The organism is Brevundimonas sp. (assembly GCF_003248455.1).
GTDB lineage: Bacteria > Pseudomonadota > Alphaproteobacteria > Caulobacterales > Caulobacteraceae > Brevundimonas.
Map to the genome: position 1 here is coordinate 1 of NZ_QFNM01000017.1, position 20,655 is coordinate 20,655.

A 20,655-nucleotide genomic window follows, 5' to 3' on the forward strand; every position below is an offset into this window, starting at 1 on the left:
CAGACCCCGCCGACCCGTCGCAGGCTTATGGGGTTAGGCGATAAGACCGCCACCGCTCGACGCCCCGAGCTTGCAGGCCAACCAACCGCGCGGAGCGTCGAACTTCGTCGAAACGGTACTTACAAACTCATACTCCGGGCGAAGGCCCGGCGCTCCGCCCAGCCCTCCAACACCTCCGCCCGCGACGGCAGGAGCGTCGAACCATGCCCGAATTTTCGTCCTCAGCCCGCCCGGCGGATCAGTTCGTCGGCCAGGGCCGGCGTCAGATAGCCGTCGGCGATCCGGCCCGTGGCGATCTGCCAGCGGCGCAGGGCCGCGCGGGTGTTCGATCCGATCACCCCGTCCACCCCGCGGGTGTCGTAGCCCAGCCGCGTCAGCGCCCGCTGCGCCCCGATCCGCTGGTCGCGCGACATGGATGGGTCGTTGGGCCAGGCCTTGGTCAGGGGCGGCTTGCCCATGATCCCGTCCGCCGTCAGGCCGATGGCCAGGGCGTAGCTGACCGAGTTGTTGTAGCGGCGGATGACGTAGTGGTTCGGCAGGGCCAGGAAGGCCGGCCCGTTCGCCCCTTGCGGCAACAGGATGGTCGCCGCTTCCAGCGCCTCGGCGCCGTTCGGCGTGCCGCCCTGCGCCAGCCGCACCCCCTTGGCCGCCCAATAGGCCCAGTCGTGCTTGGGCCCTTCCGCCTCGGCGTAGTCGAAGCCGGGGGGCAGGACGACTTCATAGCCCCAGCCCTGGCCGCGTTTCCATCCGGCCTGGGCCAGCAGATTGGCGGCGGAAGCCAGGGCGTCGGCGTCGTCGTCCCAGATGTCCACCTTGCCGTCGCCGTCCTGATCCACGCCCAGGCGCAGATAGTTGTCGGGCATGAACTGGGTCTGGCCCATGGCCCCGGCCCAGCTGCCCTTCAGGCCCGCCCGCTCTCGACGCCCGTCCACCACGATGTCCAGCGCGTCCTTCAGCTGGCCCTCGGCCCAGTCGCGGCGGCGGCCGTCATAAGCCAGGGTCGCCAGGGAGCGGATCACGTCATAGTCGCCCTGGACCTGGCCGAAGGCGCTTTCCTGGGCCCAGACCCCGACCAGGATCTCGCTAGGCACGCCGAATCGCTGGACCACCGGCCACGGCACGCGGTCGATCCGCTGCTTGGCCTGGGCGATCCGCACCGAGGTCACGGCGTTCTGGACATAGGCGCCGGCGGGCTTGGAGAACTCCGGCTGGTTCCGGTCCAGCCGCACCACCGTCGGGTCGGGCGTCAGCCCCTCCAGCTCGCGGGCGTATTCGGCCCGTCGCGCGCCGCCCTTCCTGGCCAGGAAGCCCTGCTTCCAGCCCTCGAACCCCTGTTGGTCGTAGGCGGCCAGCGGCGGTTGCGGCGCGGGGGCCGGCGTCGCGGCGGGCTGTCCGGCCGGCGCCTCCGGTTGGGGGCTGGGGGGTCGGGCCGGCGGTTCGGGCAACATGGGCGCGCAGGCCGAAACGCTGAAGATCAGGAGAAGACGATAGGAAAAACGCATGCGATTCAGACTAAAGCCCCCGACCCGACAGGTGAAATGACATCCGCGCGAAGGGCTGTCTTCCGATCCTAAATCGCCTGCGGCGCGAATCCGTTGCGGGGCCTGCGTCTGTCAGGAGCGTTAACCCTGATTTTCGTCGACGCCTTAACCGCTGCGGCGTATGACCGCACCTGTCCTGTGACGGCCTGATGGCGGAGTGGCGACGCGGCGGGCGTGCAAACCCGAAAACCCTCCGTTCGACTCGGAGGTCAGGCCTCCAGCTCTTTTTGATCGTGCCATCGCCCTTTGGGCTGCTTGAGCACAGTTTTGAGCAGGGGTCTGGAGCAGGCCGGGCCAGCGTTGCGAGCGGTTTCGGCCCTTGGCGGCTTGACCTTCGCGACCCCGCTCTCTATACGACCGCCTCCGCCGCGATCCGACCGGGTCAGCGGCTTTCTTATTGGTTTCTCTCAGGACGTCCGACCATGAAGGTCCGTAGCTCGCTCAAGTCCCTGAAGACCCGCCACCGCGATTGCAAGATCGTGCGTCGCAAGGGCGTCGTCTTCGTCATCAACAAGACCGACCCGCGCTTCAAGGCCAAGCAGGGCTAAGGACTTCCTGCGCCCCGTTCAGGGGCGTCGCGCTCAGGTCGGCCGAAGGTCGAGGGCGCGGCAGGAAAGTCTACGATCCACAGGCTGCGGGCCTTCGTCCGCGGCCTTTTTCGTGTTCGCGGTTGTCGCGCGCCCGGCGGCATGGTTAGCGTCCGCGCCTGATTTCTGGAGTATTCCCCAATGGCTGACGACGCCTCCTTCGACGGCGGTCCCGACGTTCTCACCTCGACGGCGCAAGGGCGCCTGCGCACCATCATCGAGCGGCTGGAACGCCTCGAAGAGGACAAGCAGGCCGTCATGACCGACATGAAGGAGGTTTTCGCCGAGGCCAAGGGCGAAGGCTACGACGTCAAGGTCCTGCGCAAGGTCATCCGCATCAGGAAGCAGGACAAGGCCAAGCGCCAGGAGGAAGAGGCCATGCTGGGGGCTGAAGCGCAAACCGCCTTCCGACAGCCCCTTCGAGGCCCAGCGCAAGGCGGCCCAGCGCGCCGCCTTGAACGCCCTGAGACGCGCCCGCCGCTCGGCCGAGAAGGCGGGCGTCTCCCTGTCCGAATGGGAGGGCGAATTCCTCGATTCCGTCAGCGACCGCGTCAAGACCCACGGCCGCGCCTTCGCCGACCCCGAAAAGGGCGCCCCCGGCCAGGCCCTGTCGGCCATGCAGGGCCGCAAGCTGAAAGAGATCGCCGCCAAGGCGAAGGGCGAGGCGCCGAAACCGCGGTGGGGGCGCAAGAGGCAGGAATGACTGTCTCCTCCCCATTTCATGGGGAGGGGGACCGCGAAGCGGTGGAGGGGCTCTTGAAGCCTGAAAAGGCGCCTATGATGCGGTGAGAAGCCCCTCCGTCACGGCGCGGAAGACGCGCCGCGCCACCTCCCCGCGAAGCAGGGAGGAAAAGAGCTTCAACCTCACCCCGCCTCTTTCAACTGACCCTCCAACCCCTGTTCGCGGACCTTGCGATACAGGGTGGAACGGCCGATCCCCAGGCGCCGCGCGATCTCGCTCATGTGGCCGGCGTAAACCTCGATGGCGTGCTGGATCAGGTCGCGTTCGATGTCTTCCAGCGTGCGCAGATGGCCGCGTTCGTCCAGGATGCGGATCGGCGGTTCGGCGCCGACGGCGGCCTTCGTCTGAACGCTGGCGGCCGTCGCGGCCTGGAGCGGGGCGGCGTCGGGCAGGAGGGCGGCGACGCCGGAGATGGCCGGGAAATCGTGCGGCTGCAGGAAAGGGGCGTCGGCCAGGACGATGGCGCGGAACACCGCATTCTCCAGCTGGCGGACATTGCCGGGCCAGTCGAACCTTTGCAGCAGGGCCAGGGTCTCGGGCGCGCAGCCGGCGATCCGCTTGCCCTCCTCGGCGTTGAAACGGGCGATGAAATGCTCGACCAGGGCGGGGATGTCCTCGCGCCGATCCCGCAGGGACGGGGCCTCGATCGGAAAGACGTTCAACCGGTAGAACAGGTCTTCGCGAAAGGCGCCGTCGCGCACCTGCTGCGCCGGATCGCGGTTGGTGGCCGAGACGATGCGGACGTCGATCTTGACGGGGCGCTTGCCGCCGACCGGGTCGATCTCGCCCTCCTGCAGGGCGCGCAGCAGCTTGACCTGCATGTCTAGCGGCAGCTCGCTGATCTCGTCCAGGAACAGGGTGCCGCCGTCCGCCTCGCGGAACTTGCCCAGCGTCTTGTCGACCGCCCCGGTGAAGGCGCCCTTCTCGTGGCCGAACAGGATGGATTCGATCAGATTGGCGGGCAGGGCGCCGCAGTTGACGGCGACGAAGGGTTTGCCGGCCCGGTCGCTGGCGCCGTGCAGGGCGCGGGCGATCACCTCCTTGCCGACGCCGCTCTCGCCGGTGATCAGGACGGGGATGGAGGATTTGGCGGCGCGCACGCCCAGCGCCTTGACCATCCGCATCGCCGGGCTGTCGCCCACGATGTCGTCGAAACTGGCGCGGCCCTGGGCGCGCTTGGTCAGGCGTCCGACCTCTGCCGTCAGCCGCTTCATCTGAAGCGCGTTGCGCACCCCGACCAGCAGCCGTTCCGGCCCCACCGGCTTGACGAAGAAGTCCTGGGCCCCGGCCTGCATGGCCTTGACCACCATGTCGATGCCGCCGTTGGCCGTCAGCACGATGACCGGCTCGGCGACGCCGGCGCTGCGCAGTTCGGCCAGGCATTCCAGGCCCGACATCTCGGGCATCACCATGTCCAGCAGGATCAGGTCCGCCCCGCCGCCCCGCGTCATCCGGTCGATGGCCTCGCCGCCGCCGGCCGCATGGACGACCGCATAGCCGTCGCGCTCCAGCACGGCCTGGATCAGGCGGCGCTGGGTCGGATCGTCGTCGACGACCAGGATGGTCTTGGCCATGGGGAGCCGCCTCTTCGTCTCGGCCGCCTTGACGCAGGTGGCCTGTTTCGGGACGGTTCTAGCGCCGATGAGGTGAAAATCGCGTTGTGCGGCGTGGTGAGCGGCGGGTTAACGGCGTCAAAGGTTGCGCCTCGCGGCGGGCGTCCCCAGAACAGGGCCATGAACGCTCCCTTCAAGACGCCCAGCGCCGAAGCCCCCTTGTGGGACCTGACCGACCTCTACGCCTCGCGCGAGGATGCTCGGCTCGCCGCCGATCTGGACAAGGCCAGGGCGCTGGTCGACGCCTTGAACGCCCTTCGGGGACGGCTGGCGGCGGAGACAGAGGCGGCGGATCGGGACCCGCGACAACTGGGCGCCGTGCTGGATCAGGCCATCGGCCTGTATGAACAGACGTCGGACGTGCTGGGCGCCCTGGGGGCCTACGCCTTCCTGTCGGCCTCGACCGCGCGCGACGATGCGGCCGCCCAGGGGTTCGAGGCGGACGTGCGCGAGAAGATCACCGCCATCGCCACCCCGACCGTCTGGCTGACGCTGGAGATCAACCGGATCGACGATGCGGCGCTGGAGGCGGCGCTGGACGCTCATGAAGGCGCGGCGCGCTGGCGGCCGTGGCTGCGACGGGTGCGGGCGATGAAGCCGCACGAACTTTCGACCGAGCTGGAAACCTTCATCGCCGAACGCGGCCCGATAACGGCCCAGTGGCCGCGCCTGTTCGACGAGCAACTGGCTGCCTTGCGGGCCAAGGCCGGCGGCGAAGACCTGACCCTGGCCGAGGCCCTGAACCGTCTGTCGGACGTCAAGCCCGCGCGTCGCAAGGCCGCCGCCGAGGGCCTGTCCGAAGCGCTGGCCGCCCGCGCCCCGACCCTGGCCCTGGTGCTGAACACCGTCGCCGCCGACAAGGCGATGGAGGATCGCTGGCGCGGCTTCAAACGCCCCGCCGACAGCCGCCACCTGGCCAATGAGGTCGATGGCGAGGCGGTGGATGCGATGGCCGAGGCGGTGGCCGCCGCCTATCCACGCCTGTCGCACCGCTATTATGCGCTGAAGGCCAAGGCGATGGGCAAGTCGCGGCTGGATCACTGGGATCGCAACGCCCCCATCGAAACCACCGCCCCGCGCGCCTTCACCTGGAGCCAGGGACGAGAGATCGTGCTGGACAGTTTCTCGGACCTGGGCGGCGACTTCGCCGATCGGGCCGGCGCCTTCTTCGACAAGCCGTGGATCGACGGCCGCGCGCGGCCGGGCAAACAGTCGGGCGCCTACGCCCACCCCGTGACCGCCGACCGCCATCCCTATGTCTTCCTGAACTGGATGGGCGAGCGGCGCGACGTCCTGACCCTGGCCCATGAACTGGGGCACGGCGTCCACCAGACCCTGGCGGCGGACCAGGGCACGCTGTTGGCCGACACCCCCCTGACCCTGGCCGAGACCGCCTCCATCTTCGCCGAGGGCCTGACCTTCGACCGTTTGCTGGCCACCGCGCCCAAGGCCCAGCAGCGGGGCCTGCTGGCCGGACGGATCGAGGACGGACTGAACACCGTCGTCCGCCAGATCGCTTTCCACCGGTTCGAGACCCGTTTCCACGACGAGCGGCTGCGGGGCGAGGTGTCCCAGCCGCGGATCAATCAGCTGTGGCTGGAGGAAATGGGCGCCTCGCTGGGGCCGGCGGTCAAGCTGAACCCCGGCTATGAGCACTGGTGGGCCTATGTCAGCCACTTCGTCCATTCGCCCTTCTACGTCTACGCCTACGCCTTCGGCGACCTGTTGGTGGCGGCCCTGATGGAGGCGCGGCGCGCCGATCCGGCGGGGTTCACGCCCCTGTATCGCGATCTGCTGGCCGGAGGCGGGACGCGGACCTATGTCGAGGCCTTGAAGCCGTTCGGCCTGAACCCGCGCGATCCGGCCTTCTGGAGCGTCGGCTGCCAGCGTCTGGAGCGGCTGGTCGATCAGTTCGAGGCCCTGGGCTGAACGCGCCGGACTTGAGCCGCGAGGACGCCTCGCTATAGTCGGGGCGAGGAAAAGACGAGGGGACGACGCCATGGCCGACCACGACAATGCCGCCACAGGTCCGGCTGACGCCGATGCGCAAAGCTATATGCGCGGTCATATGGAGGTGCGCGAGCAGATCTCCACCTATCGCCTGTTCCTGAACCTGGCCAAATGGGGCGGGCTGGCCGTCTCCGTGCTGGTCGTCTTCCTGACGCTCTGGTTCCATCCCGGCGGCAGCTTCATGGTCGCGTTGCTGGGGGCGGTCGTTCTGGGCGGCGTGGGCTTCGTGGCCCTGAGGCCCAAGCGCGGCGCCGCGCACTAGGATCGATCGCCGCCTCTCTCCAAGCCTTGGCGTAACCGTGCTTTGACGGCTTGCGCCGGAACGGCCTAACCTTCGTTCAATCACGAGAACGAGGGGATTCGCTTGACCGTCTCAGTCGCCGTCACCCGGGAACGCCGCGAAGGCGAGACGCGCTGCGCCGTGACGCCCGAAACGGTGAAGAAGCTGATCGCTCTGGGCGCGACTGTCGCGGTCGAGGCTGGGACGGGCCTGGGCTCCTCCATTCCCGACGCCGACTACGCCGCCGCCGGGGCGGTGGTGAGGCCGGACACGCGCGCCGTTCTGGACGGCGCCGACATCGTGCTGAAGGTGCGCGGCCCCACGGCCCAGGAGACCAGCGCCCTGAAACCCGGCGCCATCGTCATCGCCATGCTGGACGCCTATCGCGACAAGGCCACCGTCGACGCCCTGGCCGGGGCCAACGCCACCGCCTTCGCGATGGAGTTCGTGCCCCGCATCACCCGCGCCCAGGTCATGGACGTCCTGTCGTCTCAGGCCAACCTGGCCGGATACCGCGCGGTGATCGAGGCGGCCTACGCCTATGGCAAGGGCTTCCCGATGATGATGACGGCGGCGGGCACGGTCGCGGCCGCCAAATGTTTCGTCATGGGCGTCGGGGTCGCCGGGCTTCAGGCCATCGCCACCGCAAGGCGCCTAGGCGCCGTCGTCACCGCGACAGACGTCCGCCCCGCCACCAAGGAACAGGTCGAAAGCCTGGGCGCCAAATTCCTGGCCGTCGAGGACGAGGAGTTCAGGAACGCCCAGACCGCCGGCGGCTACGCCAAGCCGATGTCCGCCGAATATCAGGCCAAACAGGCCGAACTGACCGCGACCCATGTGGTCAAGCAGGACGTCGTCATCACCACCGCCCTGATCCCCGGCCGCGCCGCCCCGATCCTGCTGACCGCCGACCACGTCGCCTCGATGAAGCCAGGCTCTGTCATCGTCGATCTGGCGGTCGAGGCGGGCGGAAACGTCGAGGGTTCGAAGCTGAACGAGGTCGTGACCACGGCCAATGGCGTCACCATCGTCGGCTGGGCCAATCTGCCCGGCCGTATCGCCGCCGACGCCAGCGCCCTCTACGCCCGCAACCTGACGGCCTTCGTCGGGCTGATGGTCAAGGACGGCGCGCTGACGGTCGATCTTGAGGACGAGATCCTGAAGGCGGCGGTCGTCACCGACGGCGGGGCCGTGGTGCATGAAGGGATCAAGGGAGCAAGCTGATGGAACACGTCGATCCCACCGTCTTCCGCCTGGCCATCTTCGTGCTGGCGATCTTCGTCGGCTATTATGTCGTCTGGAGCGTGACGCCGGCGCTGCACACGCCGCTGATGGCCGTGACCAACGCCATTTCCAGCGTCATCATCGTCGGCGGCCTGATCGCGGCGGCGGCCGTGTCAGGGAATGCGGCCGGTCCCGGCGCCTGGGTCGCCAAGGGGGCGGGCGTGGCGGCCGTCACCCTGGCCAGCGTCAACATCTTCGGCGGCTTCATGGTCACGCGGCGGATGCTGGCCATGTACAAGAAGAAGGAGCGGCCCGTCGCTCCAAAGGTGTCTTCGTGACCGACGCCGCGCAGATCGCCATCGTCGGCTCCTGGGTCGCCACCGGCGTCGGGTTCGGCCTGTGGCTGTATGGCTGGTTCGGAACCCGGGTTCCGATCAAGCGCCAGCGGCTGCACGACTGCGGCATCGCCCTGGTCTTCTCGGCCATCCTGGTCCGGGTGGTGACGCAGGACCGGCCGCTGGGCGTCTTCGAATGGGCCCTGTTCTTCATCGGCCCGCTGTTCATCGCCGCCGCCCTGTGGCGGCTGGCGCGCACGTCGTGAGGGGAGGGGCGCGATGACCGCATCGCTTACCGCGTCTTTGGCCGCGCTGGCCTATCTGGCGTCGGGCGTCTTGTTCATCTTGTCGCTGCGCGGCCTGTCCAGCCCCGAGACCAGCCGCCGGGGCGCCGCCTTCGGCATGATCGGCATGGCCCTGGCCATTGGCGTGACCCTGTTGACACTGGGGACCACCGGCGCTCTGGACCCGCTGACCCTGGCCCTGATCGCGGGCGGCGTCATCGTGGGCGGCGGGGCCGGCGCCCTGATCGCCAAGCGCGTCGCCATGACCGACATGCCGCAACTGGTCGCCGCCTTTCACAGCCTTGTCGGCCTCAGCGCCTGTCTGGTCGCGGTGGGCGCCGTCTACGCCCCCGCAGCCTTCGGCATTTCGGACGGGGCGGGCGGGATCAAGGTCCAGTCGGTGATCGAACTGTCTCTGGGCGTGGCCATCGGGGCCATCACCTTCACCGGCTCGGTCATCGCCTTCGCCAAGCTGAACGGCAACATGAGCGGGGCGCCCATCCTGCTGCCGGGGCGGCACCTTATCAATGTGGGCCTGGGGCTGGTTCTGGTCCTGCTGATCGGCATCATGGTCGGATCGGGCGGCCAAGCGACCTGGGCCTTCTGGGGCGTGTTCGTGCTCAGCCTGGTCCTGGGCGCGACCCTGATCATCCCCATCGGCGGCGCCGACATGCCCGTCGTCGTGTCGATGCTGAACTCCTATTCCGGCTGGGCGGCGGCAGCCCTGGGCTTCACGCTGGAGAACATCGCCCTGATCATCACCGGCGCCCTGGTCGGATCCTCGGGCGCGATCCTCAGCTACATCATGTGCAAGGGCATGAACCGCAGCTTCGTCAGCGTCATACTGGGCGGCTTTGGCGGCGAGACGGGCGCGGCGGGCGCTGGCGGCGTTCAGGAGACGCGGCCGGTCAAACAGGGCTCGGCCGAGGACGCCGCCTTCATTCTGAAGAACGCCTCCAAGGTCATCATCGTGCCCGGCTACGGCATGGCGGTGGCCCAGGCCCAGCACGCCCTTCGCGAAATGGCCGACAAGCTGAAGGAGGAAGGGGTCGAGGTGAAATACGCCATCCACCCCGTCGCAGGCCGGATGCCGGGCCATATGAACGTCCTGCTTGCGGAAGCGAACGTCCCCTATGACGAGGTGTTCGAATTGGAGGACATCAACGCCGAGTTCGCCACCGCCGACGTGGCCTTCGTCATCGGCGCCAACGACGTGACCAACCCCGCCGCCAAGACCGATCCCCAGTCGCCGATCTACGGCATGCCGATCCTGGACGTCGAGAAGGCGGGCACGGTGCTGTTCATCAAGCGCGGCATGGGCTCGGGCTATGCCGGGGTCGAGAACGAGCTGTTCTTCCGCGACAACACCATGATGCTGTTCGCCGACGCCAAGAAGATGGTCGAGGGGATCGTGAAGGGGCTCTAAGGGACCATGGTCAGCGCGCCCAAGACCCGTCCGACAGACGCCTCGGTCGACGATTTCCTCGCCGCCGTCGAGGACCCGCGCCGCCGGGCCGACGCCGAAGCCGTCCGCGACCTGATGACCGAGATCAGCGGAGAGCCGGCGGTCATGTGGGGGACGTCCATCGTCGGCTTCGGGAACACCGGCGGGCCGACGGGGGACTGGCCGCTGATCGGCTTCTCGCCGCGTAAGGCAAACCTGGTGCTCTATATCGCTGGCGGATTTCCCGAGCGGGAAGGACTGGTTGGCAGGCTCGGCAAGGTGAAGACCGGCGTCGGTTGCCTCTATGTCGCACGTCTGGATCGGATCGACGGCGAGGTCCTGCGCGACCTGTGCGACCGATCCGTCCTCGCGATGCGAAGCCGCCATTCCGGCTAAGTCCGCCAAAGCCTCTATCGCGCAACCTTCACCGGGGCTATCACGCGCCCGTGAAGACAGCCGGACATCAGCGATTTGAAGCCTTGGACTCCCTGCGCGGGGTCTGCGCCGTTCTGGTGGTGATGTTCCACATGCCGGTGGCCAGCCATTGGCGGGACTGGGGGCTTGTCCAGCACGCCTATCTGTTCGTCGACTACTTCTTCGTCCTTTCGGGTTTCGTCATCGCCCATGCCTATGCGAACCGGCTGAAGTCGGGGCGGGACGCGGGGCGGTTCATGGTGCGGCGGTTCGGCCGGATCTGGCCGCTGCATCTGCTGATGCTGGGCGCCTTCGTCTTGCTGGAACTGGCGCGGCTGATCTTCCACTTCGACGGGGCCGTTCCGTTCACGCGCGATCGGTCGGTCGAGGCGATCTTCTCCAATCTGCTGCTGGTGCAGGCCTGGCGGGTCCACCCTTATCTGACCTGGAACGGGCCGGCGTGGACGCTGAGCGCAGAGTGGGCCTGCTATCTGATCTTCGCCGGTCTGGTGTTGATCGCGCCCAGGCGGTTCCGCTGGATCGGCCTGGTCCTGGCGGTCGTGGGCGGTGCGCTCGTTCTGGCCTACGCCCGGCGCTGGATGAACACGACGTTCGATCTCGCCGTGCCCCGCGCCGTCTACGGCTTCTTTCTGGGATGCCTGTTGCAGGGGCTGTGGACCCGCGTCCCGCGCCTGAAGGGGGCGGCGGCGACAGGGCTGGAGGTCGCCGCCGTCGTCGCGGCCTGTCTCTTCGTCGGCTGGGCGACGGGACCGATCACGGTGGCGGTCACTCTGGTCTTCGTGGGCCTGGTCTGGGTGTTCGCGGGAGAGGAGGGCGCCTTGTCACGCCTTTTGGACAGGCCGGCGCTGGTGACGCTGGGCCGGTGGTCCTTCGCCATCTACATGGTTCATATGTTCATCCTGACGGTCATGCTGATCATCGGGCGAAAGCTGGACTGGCTGCCGAACGGACGGCGCATCGACTTCGGCTCGGTATGGCTGAACGACCTGTTCGCCGTCGCCATGTTCGGGCTGATCGTCGCGGTCGCGGTGGTCGCGCACCGGCTGGTCGAACAGCCGGCCCAGCGTATGATCGACCGCTGGACCAAGCCCAGGTCTGCCTGACCGTCAGCGGCCCGCCGCTTTTTTCAACCGGAACGCCAGGACGATTAGGGCGACGCCGAAGATGACCGCCCAGGTCGCGATCAGCCACAGCAGGGCCAGCGCCCCCGGACCGGGCGCCGCGATCAGGACCGCGCCGAACAGGATGCTGATTACGCCCGCCAGGATCAGCAGCCATTCATTGGGCAGGCGCTTGCGCAGGCGAATGGCGGCGACGATTTCGAACACCCCCCGGAATACGGCGGCCCAGCCGATGATCAACACCAGGATCAGGGCCGTCACGCCGGGCCAGACCAGGGCGATCAGGCCGGCGGCCACGCTGACGATCCCCACCAGAACCAGCGACCAGACGCCCGATCCCTTGCTCTGGAAGGCGGAAACAAGGGCGAATACCCCATCGACCACGGCGTAGGCGCCATAGACGATGATCAGGGACAACAGGCTGATGCCCGGCCAGGCGAAGACCAGCACGCCGAATATGACGGCGGCGACGCCCCGGATCAGCACCGCCCACCAGGCGGCGTTCAGAAAACGGTGGGCCAGGATATCAAGCGGCGAAGAAGACATCTGAAAGCTCCGATCATCGGCCGACGAACGTGGGACCGTCTCACTGTCCCACGCGGATCGAAGCTTGTCTATTCAGGCGGCCATTCGCCATTCCGGCGCCGACTCGGCTGCGCGACCCTCGTCCCAAAGCAGATCCTCGTCGGAATAGCGACGGCTGGCGGCGGCCGAGATGACGTCGACCACCTGCTCCTCCAGGCGGTCCCAGATCACCGCCAGGTCGGACGCGCCGTCCGCTTCGCAGGGCACGATGATGTAGCGGCTGGCGTTGACGGCGGAAGTCGGTTGGAAGCGGGCCATGTGACGATCTCCTGGAAGCGATGGGCCTCTTGTCGATGATGGTGTTTTGCTCCACTGTTGCGTCAGAAACGGACGTAGCAATCGGGGGCGGCGGTTGAGGCACGACAAGGCGGCGATGGTGATCGACCTCGCGCGGCGCATGGCGGCCAGCGCCGAGGGCCTGACGCTGGACGAGATCGCGCGCGACATGCGGGTCGGCCGCCGCACCGCCGAGCGGATGCGCGACGCGGTTCTGATGCTGTTTCCGCAGGCCGAGGAGGTGTCGGACCCGCCGACCAAACGCTGGCGTATTCGCGGCGGCCTGTCGGCGTTCGAACAGGCGCCCACGGCGACCGAGATGCTGGAACTGGCCAAGGCGGCCGCAGGGCTGCGCGCGGCGGGCGAACCGGCGCGGGCGGCGGCGCTGGAGGCTTTGGAGCGCAAACTGAAGGCGGCGATGCGGTCCACGACCTTGAACCGAATGGCGCCGGACCTGGAGGCCCTGGTGCGGGCCGAGACCATCGCGGTCCAGGCGGGCCCGCGCCCGTCGGCGGACGAGGCGATGCTGACGGCCATTCGCGGCGCGGTGCTGGCGCAACAGCCGCTGGGCTTCACCTATTCCCGGCCGGGCGCAGAGCCGCGCCGACGCAGCGTGGCGCCCTGCGGCGTCATGTTCGGGCGGGCCAACTATCTGGTCGCGGCCGACCGAGAGACCGGCCGCATTCAGACCTTCCGCCTGGATCGGATGAGCCATGTCGCCCCGCAGGACGGCCTGGCCGTCCCGCCCGCCGATTTCGACCTGGCCGCCTTCGCCAGCCAGTCGTTCGGCATCTATCAGGACGAGATCGAGGACGTGGCCATCCGCATTGCGCCCGAAGGCGCGGCCGAGGCCAGGAGCTGGCGCTGGCATCCCACTCAGGCGTTCGAGGATCAGGCGGACGGCGGGGTGATCGTGCGGTTCCGCGCCTCGGGGATGCGCGAACTGGCCTGGCACCTGTTCACCTGGGGCGAGCAGGCGTCGATCCTGGCGCCGGGGAGGTTGAAAGCGGTCATGGCCGAGGAACTGGCGGCGGCGGGGCGCGCCCTGGATCCGGCTTCAGCCTGACGAAACCGTAAGCTGACTGCGAACGTTCCGGGCGGCTAGGCTTTGCGCCGATCGTACCCAGGAGACCGCCCTTTGCGCCTTCACGCCCTCACCTCGTCCTCCGCGCTCGCCGCCGTCGTCCTGATCGGAGGGGCCTGTGCGGCGGGACCGGCGCCGCACCGGCCGGCGGTTCTGGACGAAAGCGGGCCTCAGGTCACGGTGACGCGGACGGGCGATCGCCTCGTCGTCGATTATCGCTTCGGTCGCGACGCGCCGGTCTGGGCCTTCATGGATTCGGCGCTCGAAACCGACACGCGCCAGCCCTGGCGGCCGCGCCAGTGGACGGTGGAGACCCCCGGCGTGGTCATGGAGCGCCGCGGCCATTACGACATCGTCCGCAGCGCCGACGGCGGCCCCGTGCCGCGCGAGGTGCGTTTCCGGGTCACGCCCAAGGCGATGGACCTGGAGGCGGAATATCCGACCCTGCTGTTCTCGAACGGCGCGGTCGCCCTGCCGACCCGCCAACTGGATGTCTTCGCCTTGGATTCGGTCCAGGCGGCGGAAGTGGTGCCGGACGATCTGAACCGGGTGAAGCTGGATGGCGGTCCGTCGCGCGTGACTTGGCGCGACGACAGCGGCCCCGTGCTGTTCAACGGGCGTCGCCGCGACGCCCTGACCACGACCGACGAGCGCAGCTACGTCCTGTTGGGCGAGGCGACGGTGACGCCGGGACAAGGCCTGTCCACGGTGATCGACCCGAACCTGCCGCCCTGGATCGGCGAGGAGATTCGCGACTTCGCCCCGCACGTCGGCCAATACTACCGCGACCGCCTGGGCGCGCCGGGCGCGGGCGGGGATACGCCCATCGTCATGGTGGCCTGGAACGGCCCGACGGAGCGGATGACCAGCATGGGCGGCAGCGTCCTGCCCGGCCTGATCGTCATGTCCTTCGAGGGACGCGGCGTGACGACGCCCCAGGCCGAAATCCGCGAACGGTCGCGCTGGTTCATCGGCCACGAGGGCGCGCATTTCTGGCTGGGCCAGACCGTGCGGTATCAGTTCGCGGACGAGGCCTGGATCACCGAGGGCGGGGCCGATCTGATGGCGGTGCGGGCGCTGAAGGCGTTGGACCCGGCCTATGACGCCCGAAATGAACTGCAGTCTGAGGTGGACGACTGCGCCGATCTGGCCAAACGGCCGGTGGCCCAGGCAGGCGCACGCGGCGAGCACAGGGCCTATTACGCCTGCGGCGCCGTCTTCGCCCTGGCCGCCGAGGGGGCGCAGCGTCAGCGCACGGGCGGCGACTGGTTCGACTTCCTGAAGCCCCTGTTGCGCCAGCCGGACGGGGTTCTGAGCCGTGAGGAATGGCTGAGCGGCCTTACGCGCGTGTCGCGCGATCCGTCGCTGCGGGGCGATGTGGAGCGGTTGCTGGATCAGGGGGCGGCCGATCCGTCCGCCGTCATCGCACGCCTGTTCCAGCGCACGGGCGTCGCCTTCCGCCTGGTCGACGGGCGGGTCGTCCTGAACTGACGGCGAAAACGGCGGCCGGTCGCCCGGCCGCCGCTGCAGGAACCCGCGCCGGGGGATCGTCAGCGCGGGGTCGTAGCCTCGGAAATCAGGGTGCGCGCTTGGGCGATGGCCTCGGCCTCGGCGGTCTTTCCGTCCGCCACCGCCTGGGCCAGGTCCATCAAGGGGGCGCCCGTGACCGATCCGGTCTCGCCTTCTTCCTGAAGGTGAACGCCGTCATGGGCGGCGATGGCGGCGTCCCAGGCGTCGCGAACGGCGGCCCAGAAGCCTTGCGTCTTGGCCCAGTAGTCGTCGCCGGCCTGCGGCGAATAGCCGGTGGAGCGGTCGTAGGTGTTGATGACGTCTTCCTGGACGATGGCGATGGGTTCGCCGCCGTTCCTGCCGGACATCTTCATATTGTCCTGGATGTGGACCCAGCCGTCGGGCTTCAGGATGTGGCGGTTCGTGCCGAGATAGCGGTCATAGACCGGGTTTCGAACCGCGTCGCGACGCGCCAGCGGGCGCCAGGTCGCGTCCGAAGTCCAGGCCGACAGGCCGTTGTCGTAGGTCCAGCGACCCACGCCGCCGTAACGAGGCGAATCGTCGGTTTGCCACACGGTCTGGGACCAGGCGCCGGCGCGCTCGGCCTCCGGCACCGGGGTCAGGGTCCACTGGTTCGGCCCGGCGTAGGTCAGGACGGTTTCCGGCTGATAGACCCAGTCCTGACGCCAGTGTTTGACGACGATGGTCTGGCCGTCGTGCTCCATGACCAGGATGTGCTGCAGGCTGATCTTGTCGCCCTTGTCATAGACGACGCGCACGATCTCGCTGCCGCCTGACAGCTTTTCCTCCAGCGGATCGTAGTCGGCCCGGAAGCTGACGTTCTCGCGCATGTCGAAATGGACGCGGTACTGCCCCGCCTGGGCCAGGATCGACTGGCGATCCCGTTCGAAGGCGTTGGCGGGCATGGCCGCCGCAGCCGTCGGGGCGGTCGCCTGCTGCGCCAGGGCCGCAGGCGCGGTGGTCGTCAGCAGGGCGGCGGCGATGAGGATGGCGCGCATGGGGCGTTTCCTTGCAGTGTGAGAAGACATGCTGCTCACAGACGCAGCGTCAGGGAGACGCCGAAGTTGCGCCCCGGCTGGGTGTAGGCGTCCTTGACGGTCGAAGTCGCGCCCAGGCCGCGCACGTCGCTCCACCAGCCATAGGTCTCGTCGAAGACGTTGAAGGCGCCGGCGCGCAGCGTCGCCCGCTCCGTCACGTTCCAATAGGCCGTCAGGTCCAGCAGGGTGAAGCTGTCGCCCAGATAGCAGGCCGAGCCGCAGCCCAGGCCGCCATAGGTCGCGTCGTCCTTCTTGCCCGACCAGGTGACGGTGGCCGACCCGCCCCAGACGCCGGAGGGGGCCGCATAGTTCAGGCCGGCGACCACCTTCACCGGATCGACGCTGGCCAGTTCGGTGCGGCGGCCTTCGGTGGTCTGTTCGCCCTCGGCATAGGCGGCCGAACCGATCAGGCTGAAGCCGTTGTCCCAATAGATGTCGGCGCGCGCCTCCAGGCCGCGAATATCGACCTCGGTCAAGTTGACGTATTGATAGACCAGCGGATCGACGCCGGGAACGCCCGTGCCGGACACCACCACCTGGTCGATGAAATCGTCGTAGTGGGTGGCGAAGGCGGTGGTGTTCAGCCGCATCTTGCCGCCCGCCATATCGATGTCGCGCAGGCGGAAACCGGCCTCGAGGCTTTCGCTGGTCTCGGGCGACAGGTTCGGGTTCGGGATCGAGCGATAGCCGTAGACGGGGTTCTCGAAGAAGTTGTTCACCTGCATCGGCGACGGCGCCCGGAAGCCCAGGGCGTAGTTGGCGAAGACGCCCAAATGCGCGCCGGTCCAATAGACGACGCCCAGCTTGGGCGAGATATGGTCGTCGCTCTGGCCCGAGGCCGGGGCGGGGAACTGGGCGTCGACCTTGGGCGACAGATCATACCAGTCGTAACGGACGGCCGGAATGATGCTGAGGGCGCCGTCCAGCAGTTCGATCTCGTCCTGCACGAACAGGCCGGCCAACTGGAACTCTGTCTTGGGGAAGGCGCGGACGGGGAAGGTTTCGCCGACCGGCGGGGTGGTCCCGTCGCGGACGCCTTCCTGCGTCGTCATCGACCAGTCGCCGCCGAAGGTGACGCGGTGCTGCACGGCTGCGCCCTCGCCGAAGACGCGCGATCCCTGCGCGGCCAGGCCATAGACGGCGTTGTCGAAGGTGACGTCGCGGGCGCGGTCGACGGCCGGGGTGCGATCCTCGAAAGTGTATTGGCGAGTGGTGGCGTCCTGCCAGTACAGCGACACCGATCCGTCGTTGAGCCCGGCGAAATCGCTGAAGCGCCATTCGCCGCTGACGCGGTCGCGCTGCGTCTCGTCATGGGCGGTGACGGCCAGGACGGTGGCCGAACGGCTGCTCAGGGCATCGCCGTCCATCTCCGAATCCAGGTGATCGTAGGTCAGTCGCAGCGCGTGGTTGGGCGCGATGTCCCACACCAGCTTGCCCAGATAGGCGTTGGAGGTGAAGTCCTGCGGATTGGGCTGGGTGCGGGTCGCGCCGACGCCGCCGACCGATCCCTTGTTCTCGGTCTCCTGATAGTCGCGGCGGGTATAGGCGAGCAGGCCCGACAGGGCGCCCGAACGTCCGGCGAAGGCGACGCCTTCGGTCCAGCCCTCATCGGCGGAGTTGTAGGCCACGCGCCCACGCGCGCCGAAGGTCTGATCGCCGATCAGGAAGTCCGATGGATCCTTGGTGGTGAAGGCCACGGCGCCCGCGACGCCGTCCGAGCCGTAGAGGGCCGAGGCCGGGCCGCGCAGGATTTCGACCGACTTGATCAGGTCCAGGTCGTTGTAGCCGCCGCGGCCGACCGCCTGGGCGCCGAAGCTGAAGCCTGCGGGCAGGCGCACGCCGTCGTTGACGATCAGCACCCGGTCGCCGCCCATGCCGCGAATGGTGAAGCCTGAATCGCCGTCGCGACCGGCGCCGGACAGCGCCAGGCTGAACCGCGAGGGGGAGGTGGGGACGCTGACGCCCGGCTCGAACCGGATCAGGTCCTTGATGTCCGTGGCCAGCATGGTCTCGATCTGCTCGGCGTCGATCACGCTGACCGTGCCGGGAATATTGGAGGCCAGGCGCTTGGATCGGGTGCCGATCACGACGACGGGATCGACGTCGGTGGCGACGGCCGGCGCCGCAGCCGCCGCTGGGGCCTCGGCGCGTGCGGGCTGGACGAGCAGGGCCGAGCCGACGGCCGCCGCGGCGGTGGAGAGAAGAAGGAGAGTGCGCATCAATGGCCCCGCTTTATAGGATTGGCGGGCGTGTGACTGCGAACGATTATTAGAATCAACCGCAATAACTGTGAGGTCTTGAACCTGAGCCTTGGCCGTTGCGTTCAAACGCCATGAGAACGGTCCTGTTACCGGCGCTGGCCGCCTGCGCCCTTCTGTCCGCATGCGACGAACGGCAGGTCAATCCGCCCAGCGAACCCGCCGCGCCGTTGCGCACCCCGGACGCCATGCAGCCCGTGGAGCCTGCGGGACCGTCGTCCTTGGCGGGGCGCGGCCCGCGCAGTTTCGTGGGGGTATGGGCGGCGAATCCGCAATGGTGCGTCAATCCGAGAGGGGCGAACAGTCCGATCACCCTCACGCCGATGCGGTTCGACGCCTATGGCCGCAACTGCGACATCGCCCGCATCGACGAGGCGGGCTCAGGCTATTTCGCGGCCCTGTCCTGCATGGTTCAGGGCAAGCCGGTGAACGAGCGTGTTCACATGGGCACGACGGGCGATGTCCTGACCCTGACCTATATGGATAGAGACAGGCTGACGACCAAGCTGGCGCGTTGCCCCGGTTCGCCACGCGCGCCCGATCCCGCCAATCCGCTCGAGAAGATGATGAAGAAGGAGGCAGGGGACGCCCCGCCCGCTGCTCCGCCTAGTTGAACAGGAAGTTCATCACGTCGCCGTCCTTGACGACATAGGACTTGCCTTCGGCGCGCAGCTTGCCCGCCTCGCGCGCCTTGGCCTCGCCCCGCAGGGCCACGAAATCGTCGAAGGCGATGGTCTCGGCGCGGATGAACCCCTTTTCGAAGTCGGTGTGGATCACCCCCGCCGCCTGGGGCGCGGTGTCGCCGACATTGATCGTCCAGGCGCGCGCCTCCTTCGGCCCGACCGTGAAATAGGTCTGCAGGCCCAAGAGCTTGTAGGCTTCGCGGATCAGGCGGTTCAGGCCGGGTTCCTCCAGACCCAAAGTCTCCAGAAATTCGCGCTGCTCCTCGTCGTCCAGCACGGCGATCTCGGATTCGATCTGGGCCGAGATGACGACGGCGTTGGCGTTGTCCTTGGCCGCGCGCGCCGCGACCTTGTCGGACAGTTCGTTGCCCTTGTCGGCCGCGGCCTCTTCCACATTGGCGACATAGAGGGCGGGCAGGGCGGTCAGCAGTTGCAGCATGTGCCAGGCCTTGGCGTCTTCCTTGGACACTTCGGCGGTGCGGGCGGGCTTGCCGGCGTGCAACTGGGCCAGGGCCAGATCGACCAGTTTCAGCGTCAGGGCCGATTCCTTGTCGCCGCCCTTGGCGCGCTTCTCCAACTGGGGCCGGCGGCGTTCAAGGCTCTCCATGTCGGCCAGCATCAGTTCCGTCTCGATGATCTCCAGATCGGCGATCGGGTCGATGCGGTCCTCGACGTGGGTGATGTCGTCGTCGACGAAACAGCGCGCCACGAAGGCCACGGCGTCGCAGTCGCGGATATTGGCCAGGAACTGGTTGCCCAGCCCCTCGCCCTTGGACGCGCCGCGCACCAGGCCGGCGACGTCGACAAAGGTGATGCGGGCGGGAATTATCTCCTTGGAGCCGGCGATCTCGGCCAGGGCGTTCAGGCGCGGCTCCGGCACCGCCACATCGCCGGTGTTCGGCTCGATGGTGCAGAACGGATAGTTGGCCGCCTGGGCCGCCGCCGTCTTGGTCAGGGCGTTGAACAGGGTGGACTTGCCGACATTGGGCAGGCCGACGATCGCGACTTTAAGAGCCATGGTGTTCCTCGGGAGAAGGCGCGAGCCTTTAGCCGGTTCGAACCGGTTTGTCAGGCTCGCGCTTCAAAAGGGCTCAATGCGCCCCCTGGTCCACGCCCGCCATCGCCGGCTGGCGCACCTTGGCCTGGACCGTGACCGGCGCCGCGTCGGCGAAGTCCAGCGTCAGGGGCAGGGTCTCTCCGGCGATCAGCGGGGCGGTCAGGTCCATCAGCATCAGATGCGCTCCGCCCGGCGCCAGGGCCACGGGCTCGCCCGCAGGCAGGGGCAAGCCCTGAGCCATTTCCCGCATGGTCATCATGCCGTTCTCGGTCTTCATTTCATGAACCTGGAGCGTTCCGGCGCGGGGGGTGGAGCCGCCCGTCAGCCGGTCGTCCGTCGCGGCGGTCAGGACGACATAGCAGGCCCCCGCCCTGGCGCCGTTCGGCGACGGTCGGCACCAGGCGTCGGCGGCTGCGACGGCCGGGGCCGCGTCGGCGTCGTTCTGCGGCTGCGATGCGGGGCTGCAGGCGGCCAGCCCTGTCAGGGCGGCGATAAGCAGGGCGGGACGGGCGATGTGCGGGATCATCAT

At 68.3% G+C, this 20,655-nt stretch carries 21 protein-coding genes, 1 tRNA gene and 1 pseudogene; 15 read left to right on the plus strand and 8 right to left on the minus strand.

The window, feature by feature from the left end:
* Window positions 1–221 precede the first annotated feature (221 nt).
* Window positions 222–1,502, minus strand: a complete 1,281-nt coding sequence (locus DI624_RS07930) for a lytic murein transglycosylase (protein ID WP_291537248.1) — start codon at window positions 1,500–1,502, stop codon at window positions 222–224.
* A 182-nt stretch (window positions 1,503–1,684) separates the two neighbouring features.
* On the opposite strand from DI624_RS07930, the gene DI624_RS07935 reads away from it, so the two are divergent.
* From DI624_RS07935 to DI624_RS07950, 4 genes and pseudogenes are all read left to right on the plus strand, one after another.
* Window positions 1,685–1,761: transfer RNA gene (locus DI624_RS07935), tRNA-OTHER, on the plus strand.
* A gap of 202 nt (window positions 1,762–1,963) precedes the next feature.
* Window positions 1,964–2,089, plus strand: a complete 126-nt coding sequence (ykgO, locus tag DI624_RS07940) for a type B 50S ribosomal protein L36 (protein ID WP_131254103.1) — start codon at window positions 1,964–1,966, stop codon at window positions 2,087–2,089.
* A gap of 180 nt (window positions 2,090–2,269) precedes the next feature.
* Window positions 2,270–2,512, plus strand: a pseudogene (locus DI624_RS07945) (DUF2312 domain-containing protein); the annotation flags it as partial.
* 4 nt (window positions 2,513–2,516) lie between these two features.
* Window positions 2,517–2,831: a hypothetical protein gene (locus tag DI624_RS07950; protein WP_291537302.1), complete on the plus strand. Its 315-nt coding sequence runs from the start codon at window positions 2,517–2,519 to the stop codon at window positions 2,829–2,831.
* 161 nt (window positions 2,832–2,992) lie between these two features.
* Here the strand turns inward: DI624_RS07950 and DI624_RS07955 are convergent, their stop codons facing one another.
* On the minus strand, window positions 2,993–4,444 hold the full coding sequence (locus DI624_RS07955) for a sigma-54 dependent transcriptional regulator (RefSeq protein ID WP_291537249.1): 1,452 nt from the start codon (window positions 4,442–4,444) through the stop codon (window positions 2,993–2,995).
* A gap of 159 nt (window positions 4,445–4,603) precedes the next feature.
* Between DI624_RS07955 and DI624_RS07960 the strand changes: the two genes are divergently transcribed.
* The 8 genes from DI624_RS07960 (at window position 4,604) to DI624_RS07995 (ending at window position 11,598) form a co-directional block, all read left to right on the plus strand.
* The gene (locus tag DI624_RS07960; protein WP_291537250.1) at window positions 4,604–6,412 is read left to right on the plus strand and encodes a M3 family oligoendopeptidase; all 1,809 of its coding nucleotides are present in this window, start codon (window positions 4,604–4,606) and stop codon (window positions 6,410–6,412) included.
* A 70-nt stretch (window positions 6,413–6,482) separates the two neighbouring features.
* Window positions 6,483–6,755 carry an aa3-type cytochrome c oxidase subunit IV gene (locus DI624_RS07965; protein ID WP_291537251.1) on the plus strand — a complete coding sequence of 91 codons (273 nt, stop codon included), beginning with the start codon at window positions 6,483–6,485 and terminating at the stop codon, window positions 6,753–6,755.
* A 102-nt stretch (window positions 6,756–6,857) separates the two neighbouring features.
* A complete protein-coding gene (locus tag DI624_RS07970; protein WP_291537252.1) occupies window positions 6,858–7,997 on the plus strand; it encodes a Re/Si-specific NAD(P)(+) transhydrogenase subunit alpha in 1,140 nt (379 codons plus the stop codon).
* Window positions 7,997–8,335: an NAD(P) transhydrogenase subunit alpha gene (locus DI624_RS07975; RefSeq protein ID WP_291537253.1), complete on the plus strand. Its 339-nt coding sequence runs from the start codon at window positions 7,997–7,999 to the stop codon at window positions 8,333–8,335. The genes DI624_RS07970 and DI624_RS07975 overlap by 1 nt, the downstream gene beginning before the upstream one ends.
* Window positions 8,332–8,598 carry a hypothetical protein gene (locus DI624_RS07980; protein ID WP_291537254.1) on the plus strand — a complete coding sequence of 89 codons (267 nt, stop codon included), beginning with the start codon at window positions 8,332–8,334 and terminating at the stop codon, window positions 8,596–8,598. The genes DI624_RS07975 and DI624_RS07980 overlap by 4 nt, the downstream gene beginning before the upstream one ends.
* A 13-nt stretch (window positions 8,599–8,611) precedes the next feature.
* Entirely contained in the window at window positions 8,612–10,042 is a 1,431-nt protein-coding gene (locus DI624_RS07985) for an NAD(P)(+) transhydrogenase (Re/Si-specific) subunit beta (RefSeq protein ID WP_291537255.1), read from the plus strand.
* Window positions 10,043–10,048: 6 nt separating this feature from the next.
* The gene (locus DI624_RS07990) at window positions 10,049–10,456 is read left to right on the plus strand and encodes a DUF1801 domain-containing protein (RefSeq protein ID WP_291537256.1); all 408 of its coding nucleotides are present in this window, start codon (window positions 10,049–10,051) and stop codon (window positions 10,454–10,456) included.
* A gap of 83 nt (window positions 10,457–10,539) precedes the next feature.
* On the plus strand, window positions 10,540–11,598 hold the full coding sequence (locus DI624_RS07995) for an acyltransferase (protein ID WP_291537257.1): 1,059 nt from the start codon (window positions 10,540–10,542) through the stop codon (window positions 11,596–11,598).
* A 3-nt stretch (window positions 11,599–11,601) separates the two neighbouring features.
* Here DI624_RS07995 and DI624_RS08000 read toward each other — a convergent pair whose 3' ends face one another.
* Window positions 11,602–12,162, minus strand: coding sequence for an HdeD family acid-resistance protein (locus tag DI624_RS08000; protein WP_291537258.1), 561 nt, complete (start codon window positions 12,160–12,162; stop codon window positions 11,602–11,604).
* A gap of 72 nt (window positions 12,163–12,234) precedes the next feature.
* The gene (locus tag DI624_RS08005) at window positions 12,235–12,459 is read right to left on the minus strand and encodes a hypothetical protein (protein ID WP_291537259.1); all 225 of its coding nucleotides are present in this window, start codon (window positions 12,457–12,459) and stop codon (window positions 12,235–12,237) included.
* A 115-nt stretch (window positions 12,460–12,574) separates the two neighbouring features.
* Between DI624_RS08005 and DI624_RS08010 the strand changes: the two genes are divergently transcribed.
* Both DI624_RS08010 and DI624_RS08015 read left to right on the plus strand, forming a co-directional pair.
* Window positions 12,575–13,543, plus strand: a complete 969-nt coding sequence (locus DI624_RS08010; protein ID WP_291537260.1) for a WYL domain-containing protein — start codon at window positions 12,575–12,577, stop codon at window positions 13,541–13,543.
* A gap of 72 nt (window positions 13,544–13,615) precedes the next feature.
* The gene (locus tag DI624_RS08015; RefSeq protein ID WP_291537261.1) at window positions 13,616–15,052 is read left to right on the plus strand and encodes a hypothetical protein; all 1,437 of its coding nucleotides are present in this window, start codon (window positions 13,616–13,618) and stop codon (window positions 15,050–15,052) included.
* A 59-nt stretch (window positions 15,053–15,111) separates the two neighbouring features.
* Here DI624_RS08015 and DI624_RS08020 read toward each other — a convergent pair whose 3' ends face one another.
* Window positions 15,112–16,089 (minus strand): DUF6607 family protein, encoded by a 978-nt coding sequence (locus DI624_RS08020; protein ID WP_291537262.1) that lies wholly within the window; start codon window positions 16,087–16,089, stop codon window positions 15,112–15,114.
* A gap of 35 nt (window positions 16,090–16,124) precedes the next feature.
* The gene (locus tag DI624_RS08025; protein ID WP_291537263.1) at window positions 16,125–18,347 is read right to left on the minus strand and encodes a TonB-dependent hemoglobin/transferrin/lactoferrin family receptor; all 2,223 of its coding nucleotides are present in this window, start codon (window positions 18,345–18,347) and stop codon (window positions 16,125–16,127) included.
* Between the two features lie 113 nt (window positions 18,348–18,460).
* On the opposite strand from DI624_RS08025, the gene DI624_RS08030 reads away from it, so the two are divergent.
* Window positions 18,461–19,000 carry a hypothetical protein gene (locus tag DI624_RS08030; protein WP_291537264.1) on the plus strand — a complete coding sequence of 180 codons (540 nt, stop codon included), beginning with the start codon at window positions 18,461–18,463 and terminating at the stop codon, window positions 18,998–19,000.
* Here DI624_RS08030 and ychF read toward each other — a convergent pair.
* Together ychF and DI624_RS08040 are read right to left on the minus strand one after the other, a co-directional pair.
* A complete protein-coding gene (gene ychF, locus DI624_RS08035; RefSeq protein ID WP_291537265.1) occupies window positions 18,993–20,087 on the minus strand; it encodes a redox-regulated ATPase YchF in 1,095 nt (364 codons plus the stop codon). The two genes, DI624_RS08030 and ychF, sit on opposite strands and share 8 nt — an antisense overlap.
* A gap of 73 nt (window positions 20,088–20,160) precedes the next feature.
* Complete coding sequence (locus tag DI624_RS08040; RefSeq protein ID WP_291537266.1) at window positions 20,161–20,652, minus strand: copper chaperone PCu(A)C; 492 nt, start codon at window positions 20,650–20,652, stop codon at window positions 20,161–20,163.
* Window positions 20,653–20,655 lie beyond the last annotated feature (3 nt).